The 13,640-nt window shown below is 69.5% G+C and carries 8 protein-coding genes; all 8 read left to right on the top strand.

Annotated elements, in window-relative coordinates:
* Nucleotides 1–406 precede the first annotated feature (406 nt).
* The 8 genes from ACFXB5_RS33980 (at nt 407) to ACFXB5_RS33945 (ending at nt 13,436) form a co-directional block, all read left to right on the top strand.
* Nucleotides 407–1,438, top strand: a complete 1,032-nt coding sequence (locus ACFXB5_RS33980; protein ID WP_385215228.1) for a hypothetical protein — start codon at nt 407–409, stop codon at nt 1,436–1,438.
* A gap of 198 nt (nt 1,439–1,636) precedes the next feature.
* On the top strand, nt 1,637–3,481 hold the full coding sequence (locus tag ACFXB5_RS33975) for a family 43 glycosylhydrolase (protein WP_385215225.1): 1,845 nt from the start codon (nt 1,637–1,639) through the stop codon (nt 3,479–3,481).
* A gap of 58 nt (nt 3,482–3,539) precedes the next feature.
* Nucleotides 3,540–5,426 carry a family 43 glycosylhydrolase gene (locus ACFXB5_RS33970; protein WP_385215222.1) on the top strand — a complete coding sequence of 629 codons (1,887 nt, stop codon included), beginning with the start codon at nt 3,540–3,542 and terminating at the stop codon, nt 5,424–5,426.
* The gene (locus ACFXB5_RS33965) at nt 5,426–6,868 is read left to right on the top strand and encodes an RICIN domain-containing protein (RefSeq protein ID WP_385215220.1); all 1,443 of its coding nucleotides are present in this window, start codon (nt 5,426–5,428) and stop codon (nt 6,866–6,868) included. The genes ACFXB5_RS33970 and ACFXB5_RS33965 overlap by 1 nt, the downstream gene beginning before the upstream one ends.
* Nucleotides 6,869–6,908: 40 nt before the next feature.
* On the top strand, nt 6,909–9,458 hold the full coding sequence (locus tag ACFXB5_RS33960; RefSeq protein ID WP_385215217.1) for a beta-L-arabinofuranosidase domain-containing protein: 2,550 nt from the start codon (nt 6,909–6,911) through the stop codon (nt 9,456–9,458).
* A 71-nt stretch (nt 9,459–9,529) separates the two neighbouring features.
* Nucleotides 9,530–10,537, top strand: a complete 1,008-nt coding sequence (locus ACFXB5_RS33955; RefSeq protein WP_182468468.1) for an aldo/keto reductase — start codon at nt 9,530–9,532, stop codon at nt 10,535–10,537.
* 274 nt (nt 10,538–10,811) lie between these two features.
* On the top strand, nt 10,812–11,888 hold the full coding sequence (locus ACFXB5_RS33950; protein ID WP_385215214.1) for a CobW family GTP-binding protein: 1,077 nt from the start codon (nt 10,812–10,814) through the stop codon (nt 11,886–11,888).
* 96 nt (nt 11,889–11,984) lie between these two features.
* Nucleotides 11,985–13,436, top strand: a complete 1,452-nt coding sequence (locus ACFXB5_RS33945) for an FG-GAP-like repeat-containing protein (protein WP_385215211.1) — start codon at nt 11,985–11,987, stop codon at nt 13,434–13,436.
* The last annotated feature ends 204 nt before the right edge of the window (nt 13,437–13,640 follow it).

Raw genomic sequence — 13,640 nt, 5'->3', positions numbered from 1 at the left:
GCTGGGGGGGGCCCCGCCGCCGCTCCCGCCTACTCACCTTCGTGCTCCCCCCCCGCACCCTCCCCTCGCGGCGCCCGGCCCCCCCCCCCCCCCCACCACGATGCTCGGGCTTCCCCAAGGGGGAAGGTCAATTGACGAAGAGGCTAAGAGGGCGAAGAGGGCTAAGAAGGCGAAGGGTGCCGCCGGGCTCGCGATCAGTATCGCTCTTCTCGCAGGACGAATTCCGAAGCAAGCGAGCGCGTCCAATCCGATAGCAACCTCTCATGGCAATGAGTCGGTCATATCCGTACATCTTGCCTTCTTCAGGTATCCGCCATGCTTGCCCCGGGAATTGACGGTGTATCCGCGCGCTCTCGTGGCGCCTCATGAGTCCTCACCAGGCCTCACGAGAAGAGGAGGTCCTCTCATGGTCGTTTCCACCACTCCCGGCACCGTCTGGGGCACCTGGATCAATCTCCAGGGCGGCATCCACTCCGAGCCCGCCCCGGTCACGTTCGCCGACGACCGGGTGCAGGTCTTCATCCGGGGCGGGTCGAACGTTCTGTGGAGCAGGGTGGAGGCCCGCGACGGCAGTTGGGGGCCGTGGCAGCAGTACCCGGGCGTGTCCGTCGAGGGCATCCCGGCACCGATCCGGGGCAAGGACGGAAAGGTCCGGGTCTTCTACCGCACCCCGAGCAACAATCTGGAGGTCATCACCCAGACCTCCATCAACTCCGGCTACGGACCGCCCCAGACCCTGGTCACCGGCATCGGGGACGACCCGGCCGCGGCGCTCGGCGCCGACGGCGGCATCTATGTGTTCTTCCCCGGCACCGACAACGCCCTGTGGTACATCCGCAACCAGGATCTGCAGTACGAGACCTACACCTCCGCGACATCGCTGGGCGGTGCCATCTTCGCCACGCCCTCGCCCATTCTCGACGGGGGAGGGCGGCTGGTGGTGGCGGTCAAGGGCTCGGGCGAGACCCTGTACACCATCCAGCAGCAGATCGCGAACTCCACCGCCTGGGAGATGTTCTCGCAAAATGCCACCAATGTGACCAGCCGCCCATCGGTGTGCCTGGACGCGGCGGGACGGGTGCAGATCTTCTACCGGGGTTCCGACGGGTCCGTCCGGCGGGTCGGACAGAGCGACGACTACGACACGTTCGGCGCTCCCGTGAGCCTCGGTGCGCAGATCGTCTGGCGGCCCACCTGCGCCCTGGCGCAGGACGGCCGGATCAACGTGTTCATCAAGGCCACCGACAACGCCCTGTGGGTCGCCGTGCAGAACACGGAGAACGGCACGGCGTACAGCGGCTTCCAGTCCCTGGGCGGGGTCGTCGGCTCCGCGGGCATCGGCGTCCCCATCCTCAACGAGGAGAACCTGCTGTACGTCTTCATCCAGGGCAGCGGAACCGCCAGGGACCTCTGGCTGCAGCGCCAGACCTTCGTCTGATCCATCCCGTCACCGCGTCGCCGGACCGCTCCCTTCGCCGCGTCGCGAAGCCGCCCCCTCAGCCCACCACTTCATCGCGCGTCCTCCAGGGCTCCACGGTTTTCGAAACTTTCGCACCCTCTCCAGGGGCTGTCGGAAGTCATCAGAACCCTTAATCTCCGAACAAATTCGATCACTTCGGATCGCAGGAGCCCTCTGATGCCCCCGCATGCCACCCGACCCTGGAGAGCGCCGGCGGTGCTGCTCGCGCTGCTCGCCGCCCTCGCTCTCGTGGTCCCCCTCACCGCGAACCGTGTGCACGCCGCGGAGCACCACCGGAGCGACGGGAGCGGACGCGCCGTGCGGCAGTCCACCACGGTCTCCCGCTATCTGTTCACCGCCTTCACGAACAGCAGCGAGAGCAATATGTACGTCTACGGGTCCGACGACGCGGGGAACTTCTGGTCGATCCAGGACAAGGCGTACACCCCGCCCTCCGGCCTCGTCCGCGACCCCAGCGTCATCCACCGCGGCGGCCGCTACTACGTCGCGTACACCACCGGATGGACCGGCACCACCTTCGGCCTCGCCGTGAGCGACGACCGCCGCACCTGGACCCATCTCGCCGACATCGACCACGGCGTGGCCGCCAACAACACCTGGGCACCGGAGTTCTTCACCGACGCGCCCGACGGCAAGGTCCGCATCGTCGTCTCGCTGTCCACCGGACCCACCGCCTACCGGCACTTCCAGCCCTACGTCCTCACCGCCCTCGACGACACCCTCACCAAGTGGAGCGAGCCCCAGCCGCTCGAGGGCATCTCGCCGAGCGAGAGCGACTACAACGGCTACATCGACACCTTCGTGGTCCGCAAGGGCGCCACCTATCACGCGTTCACCAAGAACGCCACGGGCGAACTCATCGAGCACGCCGTCGCCGACCGCGTCACCGGCCCGTACCGCTTCACCGGCAAGGGCGACTGGGCGGGATGGGGCAGTCTGCTGGAGGGCCAGACGATCGTCGCCCTGCCCGGCGGGGGCTATCGCATGTTCATGGACGGCTACACCGTCAAGAAGTACTACTACAGCGACAGCCCCGACCTGGAGCACTGGACGCCCAAACGGGAACTGCCCGGCCTGTCGGGGGTGGTTCGCCACGGCACCGTGATCCGGGAGACCGCCACCGTGCGGCCCGGCGATGCCAACCCCGCGCTGCCCGGCTACCACGCCGACCCCGATGTGATGTACGCCGAGGAGCGGTACTGGATCTATCCCACCGAGGACGGTCACCCCGGCTGGAGCGGCACCCGCTTCAACGGCTTCTCCTCACCCGACCTCGTCCACTGGACCGACCACGGCCCCGCCCTCGACCTCGCCGATGTCTCCTGGTGCCACGGACACGCCTGGGCCCCCTCGGTGGTGAAGAAGGGCGACACCTACTGGATGTACTTCAGCGCCTGCCAGTCCATCGGCGTCGCCAAGTCCTCCAAACCCCAGGGGCCGTTCATCGACGCCCTCGGTAAACCACTGGTCGCCAAGGGGCAGTTCGGCCATCAGTCCATCGACCCCGACGCCTTCATCGACGACGACGACACCCCATACCTCTACTTCGGGCAGGGCGCCTTCGAAGCGGCCCGGCTGAATCACGACATGGTCTCCTTCGCCACCCAGCCGGTGAAGATCACCCCGCCCGGCTACAACGAGGCCCCGACGGTCTTCAAGCGCGCGGGCCGCTACTACGCGATGTGGTCGGAGGACGACACCCGCAGCCCGGACTACCGCGTGGCCTACGGAGTCTCCGACTCACCGCTCGGCCCCTTCACCAAGGCGGCGGGCAACCCGGTCCTGGCCAAGGACCCCGGCGATCAGATCCTCGGTACCGGCCACAACTCCGTCATCCAGGTCCCGGGCCGCGACGAGTGGTACATCGTCTACCACCGCTTCGCCCGCCCCGGCGGCGACGGCACCCATCGCGAAGTCGCCATCGACCGGATGCGGTTCGACCCCGACGGCACCATCCAGAAGATCCGCCCGACGCAGACCGGCATCGAGCCCGTCCGATAGACGGCAGCACGCCCGTCCGATGTCAGGCGCATCGTCCGCCAGAGCAGGAGAGAACCGTATGAGCCGCAGTGCAGAGCACCAGCCCAGCCGCAGACGCGTGGTGATGGGCGCCCTCGTCCTGGGGGCGGCCGCCGGAACACCCGGCATCGCGCGGGCCGCCACCCCCGCCGCGTCGCCAGAGGCCGCCAAGGCCTTCGCGTACGCCAATCCGCTGGTGCGCCGGCGCGCCGATCCGCACATCCTCAAGCACACGGATGGCTACTACTACTTCACGGCCACCGCCCCGGAGTACGACCGCATCGTCCTGCGGCGCTCCAGGACCATCGGCGGGCTGACCACCGCCGCCGAGTCGGTGATCTGGAAGAAGCACACCAGCGGCGACATGGGCGCCCACATATGGGCACCGGAAATCCACTTCATCGACGGCAAGTGGTACATCTACTTCGCCTCGGCGCCCGCCGACGACGTCTGGAAGATCCGGATGTGGGTGCTGGAGAACGCGAGCGCCAACCCCTTGGCCGGGACCTGGGCCGAGAAGGGCCGCATTGTCACGCCCGTCGACTCCTTCTCCCTCGACGCCTCCACCTTCACCCACCAGGGCACCCGCTATCTCGTCTGGGCCCAGAGCAACCCGGACGTCGGCAACAACTCGAGCATCTACCTCGCCCGGATGGCCAATCCGTGGACCATCACCGGGCCCCAGGTGGAGATCTCCCGGCCCACGTACGACTGGGAGACCCGTGGCTTCAAGGTCAACGAGGGCCCCTCGGTCCTCCAGCGGAACGGCCGGGTCTTCCTCACCTACTCCGCCAGCGCCACCGACGCCAACTACTGCATGGGGCTCCTGACCGCCTCCGCCGGCAGCGACCTGCTCACCGCCGCGTCCTGGAAGAAGAGTCCGCAGCCGGTCTTCACCAGCAATGACACCACCAAGCAGTACGGGCCCGGCCACAACTCCTTCACCGTCGCCGAGGACGGCCGCACCGACCTCCTCGTCTACCACGCCCGCCAGTACAAGGACATCACCGGCGACCCGCTGAACGACCCCAACCGGCACACCCGAGTCCAGGCGCTCGGCTGGAGGACCGATGGCACCCCGGACTTCGGTGTGCCCGTGGCCGACGCGCCCGCGCGGGACACCACGGCCGCCACCCGCTTCACCATGACGGCGTTCACCAACAGCAGCGAGTCGAACATGTACGTCTACCAGTCGTCCGACGCGACCACGTACACACTGCTGAAGGGACCCGCCTACACCCCGCCGTCCGGACTGATCCGCGACCCCAGCGTCATCAAGCACACCGACGGCTACTACTACATCGTCCACACGACCAACTGGACCGGGAACACCATCGGCTTCGCGCGCAGCCGCGACCGTGTCAACTGGACCTTCGTCCGCAACCACACCCTCCCGGTGGCCGGTCTCGAGCGCACCTGGGCGCCCGAGTTCTTCGTGGACGACGGCGGTGGCGTCCACATCATCGTGTCGCTGGACACCAGCTCCACACCCGACTACATCTTCCGGCCGCATCTGCTCACCGCCACCAACGCCTCGCTGTCGTCCTGGACCACGCCCACACCGCTGAAGGGCCTGGACACCGCCAACTACATCGACACCTTCGTGGTCCGCCACGCCGGGCAGTACCACGCCTTCACCAAGCAGGAGACGACCAAGTACATCGAGCACGCCACGGCCGGCAGCCTCGGCGGGCCGTACACCTTCCGCGGCACCGGCGACTGGGCGGGCTGGGGCAGCTGGCGCGAGGGTCCCGCGCTGGTGCGCCTGGACAACGGCGGCTGGCGGATCTACTTCGACGGCTACACCGAGCAGAAGTACTACTACAGCGACAGCCTCGACGGCTTCCGGACCTGGACCCCGATCCGGGAACTGCCCGGACTCACCGGATTCGCCCGCCACTTCACCGTCCTGAAGGAGGCCGTGTGATGCGCGGACGTCCCAGGGCACGTCTGTGGACCCTCGTCGTGGCCGCCGTCCTCGGGCTGCTCGCCCCGTTGGCGGGAGCAGGCGCGGCGCAGGCCGCCCCGGTCACCGTCGCCAACGGCACCCAGTTCACCACCACATCGGACGAGGTGGTGCACGCCCACGGCGGGGGAGTCATCAAGTCCGGCGGCTACTACTACTGGTTCGGTGAGAACCGCAACGCCGACAACACCTTCCGCTATGTCTCCGCCTATCGCTCCACGGATCTGAAGACGTGGGAGTTCCGCCGCCATGTCCTGACCGAGGCCACCGACCCCGAGCTGGCCTCCGCCAACATCGAGCGGCCCAAGGTGCTCTACAACGCGCGGACCGGGCAGTACGTGATGTGGATGCACAAGGAGAACGGCAGCGACTACAGCGAGGCGCGCGCGGCCGTCGCCACCTCCGCCACCATCGACGGCGACTACACCTGGCGGGGCAGCTTCCGCCCGCTGGGCCAGCACATGTCCCGGGACATCACCCTCTTCCAGGACGGCGACGGCGCCGGATACATGGTCTCGGCCGCCCGGGACAACTACGACCTGCACATCTACCGGCTGACCGACGACTACACCGGGGTGGCGAGCCTGGTGGCCAACCCCTGGCCCGGCGGCCACCGCGAGGCACCGGCTCTCTTCAAGCGCGGGAACGTGTACTTCATGCTGACCTCCGGCGCCACCGGCTGGAACCCCAACCAGCAGCAGTACGCCACCGCCACCAGCCTGGCGGGCCCCTGGAGCGCGATGCGCAACGTGGGCGACGCCACCGCCTACGGCTCGCAGACCGCGTATGTCTTGCCGGTGCAGGGCAGCGGCACCACCTCGTACCTCTATCTGGGCGACCGCTGGGGGAACTCCTTCGGCGGCACCGTCAACGACTCGCGCTACGTCTGGCTGCCGCTGGCCTTCCCCACCGCCACCACCCTGACCATGGACTGGTATCCGCAGCTCACCATCGACACGGCGGCGGGGACGGTGACCGGCTCCGGCGGTCCGTACACCACGCTCATGGCGCGGCACAGCGGCAAGTGCGCCGATATCGTCTCCGGCTCGCAGACCGATGGCGCCGCGGCCGTCCAGTACGCCTGCAACGGCGGTGGCAATCAGCTGTTCTGGGCCAGGGACGTGGGCGGTGGCCAGGTCCAGCTGGTCGCCCGGCACAGCTCGCAGTGTCTGACGGTGGCCGGCGGCTCCACCGCCGACGGCGCCGCCGTGGTCCAGTCGGCGTGTGGCACGGGGACGAACCAGCAGTGGCGGGCCACCGACACCGGTGACGGCTACGTCCGGTTCACCGCCCGCTCCAGCGGCAAGTGCCTGGATGTCGCGGACGGGTCCACCGCGGACAAGGCGGCGCTCCTCCAGTGGAGCTGCACCGGCGGCGCCAACCAGCAGTGGCGGCGCGGCTGACGGACATTGTTCGTAATTTCGAACCTCAGTGAGGGAAGTCATGAGCGAACCAGTCGACAGACGGCACTTCATCGCCACCACGGCCTCCGGCGCCGCGGCCGTGGCACTCACCGTCACCGCCGGAGCCACCACCGCGGCGGCGGCCCCCGCCACCACCCCGGCCGCGACCCACCGCGAACCCAAGGCGCTGACCAGTACCCAGCCCTTCCCGCTCACCGCCGTGACCCTGCTCCCCGGCGCCTTCAAGGACAACCAGTCCCGCAACACCGCCTATCTGCGCTTCGTCGACATCGACCGGCTGCTGCACACCTTCCGCCTCAACGTGGGCCTCCCCAGCAGCGCCCAGCCCTGCGGCGGCTGGGAGAGCCCCAGCACGGAACTGCGCGGCCACAGCACCGGCCACCTGCTGTCCGGGCTGGCCCTCAGCTACGCGGCCACCGGTGACACCGCCCTGCTCGACAAGGGCCGCAAGCTGGTCTCGGCGCTCGCCGCCTGCCAGGCCAAGTCCCCGGCCGCGGGCTACGGCCAGGGCTATCTCTCGGCGTTCCCCGAGAGCTTCTTCGACCGGCTGGAGGCCGGCACCGGGGTGTGGGCGCCGTACTACACCATCCACAAGATCATGGCCGGGCTCGTCGACCAGTACCGGCTCGCGGGCAACGCCGAGGCCCTGGAGACCGTGAAGCGCCAGGCCGCCTGGGTCGACACCCGCACCGGCAAGCTCGGCTACGACCAGATGCAGCGGGTGCTGCAGACCGAGTTCGGCGGCATGAACGACGTCCTCGCCGATCTGCACGCCATCACCGGCGACAGCCGCTGGCTGAAGGTGGCCGAGCGCTTCACCCACGCCCGCGTCTTCGACCCGCTGGCCCGCAACGAGGACCAGCTCGCCGGGCTGCACGCCAACACCCAGATCCCCAAGATGGTCGGCGCCATGCGGCTGTGGGAGGAGGGGCTCGACAGCCGCTACCGCACCATCGGCGAGAACTTCTGGAAGATCGTCACCGATCACCACACCTACGTCATCGGCGGAAACAGCAACGGGGAGGCGTTCCACGAGCCCGACGCCATCGCCGCCCAGCTCTCGAACAACTGCTGCGAGAACTGCAACTCGTACAACATGCTCAAGCTCACCCGGCTGATCCACTTCCACGCACCGGAGCGGGTGGACCTGCTCGACTACTACGAGCGCACCCTGCTCAACCAGATGCTGGGGGAGCAGGACCCGGACTCGGCCCACGGCTTCAACATCTACTACACGGGCCTCGCCCCCGGCTCCTTCAAACAGCAGCCGTCCTTCATGGGCACCGACCCCAACCAGTACTCCACCGACTACGACAACTTCTCCTGCGACCACGGCAGCGGCATGGAGACCCAGGCCAAGTTCGCGGACACCATCTACACCCACGCCGACCGCAGCCTGCTGGTGAACCTCTTCATCCCCTCCGAGCTGCGCTGGCAGGACAAGGGCATCACCTGGCGCCAGACCACCGGCTTCCCCGACCAGCAGACCACCACCCTCACCGTCACCTCCGGCGCGGCCTCCCTCGAACTGCGCGTCCGCATTCCCTCCTGGGCGGCCGGGGCCCGCGCCACGCTCAACGGCACCGCCCTCGCCGACCGGCCGGCCCCCGGCAGCTGGCTGATCATCGACCGCCAGTGGAAGACCGGCGACCGGGTCGAGGTGACCCTGCCGATGAAGCTGACGTTCGACCCCACCCCCGACGACCCCGACGTCCAGGCCGTGCTCTACGGGCCGGTGGTGCTCGCCGGGGCCTACGGCGGCCGCACCGGAATGACCATGCCGCGCCTGGACACCGGATCCGTGTCGCAGACGGCCATCAGCCCGCTGCGGTTCAGCGCCACGGCCAGTGGGGAGAGCGTGACCCTGCTGCCGGTCGCCCGCGTCCACCACCAGCACTACAACGTGTACTGGCTGACCGGGCAGCCGCCCACCCCGCCGCCCGCCTTCGCCGCCTGGCACCGCTTCGACGAGACCTCCGGCACCACCGCGGCCGACGCCACCGGCCGGGGCAAGACCGGCCGGCTCGTCGGCGGCGCCTCCTGGGCGGCGGGCAGGACCGGTGGCGCGGTCGCCCTGAACGGCACGGACGGCCATGTCGTCCTCGCCGACGACCTCCTGGCCGGCGCCGGTGCCTACACTCTGGCCACCTGGGTCCGGCTGGACGGCACCCCCGCCACCTGGACCCGGATCTTCGACATCGGCACGGGTGTCACCGCCAATATGTTCCTCACCCCCGTGGCCGACTCCGGAAAGCTGCGTTTCGCCATCACCGCGGGCGGCGGCGGGGCCGAGCAGCGCATCGAGGCCGCCCCGCTGCCCACCGGCCAGTGGGTCCATGTGGCCGTCGCCTACGGCAGCGGCACCGCCGTCCTCTACGTCGGCGGGCGCGAGGTGGGGCGCAACACCGCCGTCACCGTCGAGCCCGTCCACTTCGGCAACCACATCCGCGCCGGCTATCTCGGCAAGTCGCAGTACCCGGACCCGTACCTCAAGGCCGCGTTCGACGACGTCCGTGTGTACGGCAGGACACTCAGCGCTAATGAGGTCGCCACTTTGGCCCAAAGCTGACAAGCTCAGGCGGGCGGGCCGTCCCCACGGCCCGTCCGCTCCCAACCGCACCGTACGGACAAGGACGACGCATGGTCCACCTCGCCGCCGAGAACCGCTACGACTCCATGCAGTACCAGCGCTGCGGCCGCAGCGGTGTGCTGCTTCCGAAGGTCTCGCTCGGCCTGTGGCACAACTTCGGCGACACCCACCCCCTGGAGACCCAGCGCGCGGTGCTGCGCCGCGCCTTCGACCTGGGCGTCACCCATATCGATCTGGCCAACAACTACGGTCCGCCGCCCGGCAGCGCCGAGAGCAACTTCGGCTCGATCTTCGCCCAGGACTTCCGCCCCTACCGCGATGAGCTTTTCATCGCCAGCAAGGCCGGATACCTCATGTGGCCGGGGCCGTACGGCGAGTGGGGTTCGCGCAAGTACGTCCTGGCCAGCCTCGACCAGTCGCTGTCCCGGATGGGGCTGGACTACGTCGATGTCTTCTACTCCCACCGCTTCGACCCGGACACCCCGCTCGAGGAGACGATGGGCGCCCTCGACAGCGCGGTGCGCCAGGGCAAGGCGCTGTACGCGGGCCTGTCCAACTACCCGCCGGAGGCGATCGCCGAGGCCGCCGCGATCCTGAAGGAGCTGCGCACCCCGTACCTGATCAACCAGCATCCGTACTCGCTCCTCCAGCGCGGGGTCGAGGGCGGGGTGCTCCAGGCGTCCGCCGAGGCGGGTGTCGGGGTCATCGCCTTCTCGCCGCTGGCGCAGGGGCAGCTCACCGACCGCTATCTGCACGGGGTGCCCGCCGATTCACGCATGGCGCTCGGCCACTTCCTCAAGCGTGAGACGCTCACCGAGGAGCGGCTTGGCCTGCTGCACGCCCTCAACAAGCTCGCGGAGGGGCGCGGTCAGACCCTCGCCCAGCTGGCGCTCGCCTGGGTACTGCGGGACCCCCGGGTGGTCTCGGTGCTGATCGGCGCGAGCAGCGTCGCCCAGCTGGAGCAGAACGTCGCGGTGCTGGACTCGCCCGACTTCAGCGACGCCGAGCTGGCCGAGATCGACCGGCTCTCGGCGGAGGCGGGGATCGAGATTCCCTGACGGGGTTCGCTGACGTGGGGGGGGGGGCGGGCGCCGCCGCCCGGCGGAGCGCGCCCCCGCCCGCCCCCCGGCGCGCGGCGCGCGCGGGGCGCGGCGGGGGCGCGCGCGGGCGCGCGGCGGGGGCGGCTCGCGCGGGGTGGGGGGGGGGGGGGGGTTTTTTATTGGTTTGTGGTGTTTTTTTTTGGGGGGGGGGGGTGTCTGGGGCCCGGCCCGCGGACGGATAGCATGAGCGGTCACCCGAGAACGCCACGAACCGCCGCACGGAGACACAGCCTTGGCCACACAACGGATTCCGGTCATTCTCGTCACGGGTTTTCTGGGCTCCGGCAAGACGACCATGCTCAACCATCTGATGCGGGACAGCGCGGACACCCGGATCGGCGTCATCGTCAATGACTTCGGATCGATCAACATCGACGCCCTGGCCGTCGCCGGGCAGGTCGATTCGATGATCCCGATCGAGAACGGCTGTCTGTGCTGTGCTGCGGACGCCTCCGAGATGGACGAGATGCTCGAGCGGCTCACCGATCCCGAGCTGCGCATCGATGTCGTGGTGATCGAGGCCAGCGGCCTCGCCGAGCCGCAGAGCATGATCCGCGCGCTGCTGTCCAGCAGCAATGAGCGGATCGTCTACGGCGGCCTGGTGGAGGTGGTGGACGCCGCGGAGTTCCCGGACACCCGCGTCCGCCACCCCGAGCTCGACCGCCATGTCCGCGCCGCGGACCTCGTCGTGCTCAACAAGACCGACCGCGTCGCCGAGGACGAGCGGCGGGGTCTGCTGGAGACCCTCCAGGAGATCGCCCCCGGTGTGCCGGTCGTGACCGCCGCGCACGGGCGCGTGGACCCCGCTCTCCTCTTCGACCACCGGCCCCGCGAGACCGCCGAGGAAGGCTTCCGGCAGCTCTCGTTCGCCGACGTATGGGCCGACGAGACATCCGGGGCCGGGTGCGGGGACGATATCCGCGGCCACGGCCATGACCACGGCGACCACCTCCACGCCGCCTACGAGAGCGTGGAGTTCTCCGCGGCCGAGCCGCTCCATCCGCGTCGGCTCATGGACTTCCTCGACAGCCGCCCGGTGGGCCTCTACCGCGCCAAGGGGTTCCTCCACTTCGCGGGCGCGGGCCGGGAGCGGAAGTTCGGGCTGCACACGGTCGGCTCGTACCTCCGCTTCCAGCTCTCGCCCTGGGAGCGGGGTGAGCCCCGCACCACCCAGCTGGTGCTGATCGGCACCGGGATCGACGCCGACACTCTCACCAAACGCCTGGCCGAGTGCGTGGCGGCGCCCGAGGAGGAGATCGACGAGACGCACATGATGGGCGTGTTCCGCTATGTGAACGAGATGGACTAGGGAAATCGTTGGAAGCTGCTGTGCAACCCTGAGGCGGCGTCACGGGTCCTGCTGGGTGTACATGAGGTAAACGCTCATCAACGAGCAGGAGGAAGTGTGCGCCCCCGTTCCCTCACCACCGTCGTGCGCTGCGCGACGGTGGCCGCACTTGTGACCACCCCCGCCTTACTCGCCGTAACCCCAGCGGGCGCCGCCGAGGCCCGCCCGGCCGCGGCCGCCGCTCCGAAGGTCGACTTCAACAAGGACGGACGCGCCGACCTGGCCGTCTCCGCCCCCGCCGGCACGGTGGGCGGCAAGGCCAAGGCCGGCTATGTCGCCGTCGTCTACGGCTCCGCCTCCGGCGCGGACACCGCCCACCGCCAGGTCGTCAGCCAGGCGACCGAGGGCGTCCCCGGCGACCCCGCCGCGTCGGCGTACTTCGGGGCCCACACCGTCGCCCGCGACCTGGACGGCGACGGCTACACCGATCTGGCGGTCCAGACCGGCAAGTCCCCGGCCCTCACGGTCCTGTGGGGCTCGCCGAACGGGCTGACCGGCGGCACCCAGCTGCCCGCCGGCAACGGCGACCACTGGGGTGACAGCGTCATCGCGGGCGGCGACTTCAACGGTGACGGCCACGCCGACCTGGTCGACGTCGTCACCACCGGCGAGGGCCCGGACGACGAGAAGACCGGAGTGCGCGTCCGACTCGGTCCGTTCACCCGGGACGGCAAGGACGCGGGCAGCTCCTTCTCCGACACCGGCCGGTTCGACGCGCCGACCAGTCTGACCGCGGGCGACATCACCGGCGACGGCAAGGATGACCTCGTCTCCACCCACGCCTTCGAGGAGATGTCCCAGTCCAGCCTGTTCTTCAAGGGCGACGACAAGGGCCTGTCGCAGAAGGCCGCCGACCTCACCGACGCCGCCTCCGCCACCATCGGCGACGTCGACAAGGACGGCCACGGCGATCTGGTGCTGCGCACCGTTCCCGGTGACGTCGTCGAGAACCTGCCGTACGACCACGGCACGCTCAAGGTCCTCTACGGCACCGCGTCGGGACCGAGCACCACCCGCACCACGACCATCGACCAGAACACCGCGGGCGTCCCCGGCGTCAACGAGGACGGCGACCAGTTCGGCTACTCGCTGAGCTCCGGTGACGTCAACGGCGACGGCTACGCGGACATCGCCGTCGGCATCCCGTACGAGGGCCTGGACTCGGTCAAGGAGGCGGGCAGCGTCGTCCAGCTCTACGGCGGCCGGGGCGGGCTGTCCGGCACCGGGGCCCAGGCGTTCACCCAGGACACCGCCGGTGTCCCCGGTGTCGCGGAGGCGGGCGACCATTTCGCCATGGCGACCGGGCTCGCCGACACCGACGGCGACGGCAAGGACGACCTGGCCGTGGGCGCGCCCGACGAGGACGGTGCCCAGTCCACCAGCGGTGCGGCCTGGGCGCTGCGCGGCCAGGCGAGCGGCCTGACCACGAACGGTGTCGTCTCCTTCGGACCGGACTCCCTCGGGGCGCCGGAGGCCGGTGCGGCCCTGGGGCACGGTTTCCAACGGTAACCACATCGCCTCGGCACCGAACTGCTCTTCGAACGTGAGCAGTTGACGATCCCTCAGGTTTACTGGACGGTAGGTCCATGCCGACTCATGAGACACGAGGGATACGGATCGGCCGCCCCCGACCGGGTCGCACCCGGCTGCTCGTGGCGTCCGTCCTGCTGCTGGCGGCGGCCCACGCCCCCCGCCACCCCGCCGCCCCCGCCC

It is taken from the genome of Streptomyces sp. NPDC059455 (assembly GCF_042750115.1).
GTDB lineage: Bacteria > Actinomycetota > Actinomycetes > Streptomycetales > Streptomycetaceae > Streptomyces > Streptomyces endocoffeicus.
Note: the sequence above shows the minus strand (reverse complement) of the source record. Positions and strands in the feature narration are given on the sequence as shown.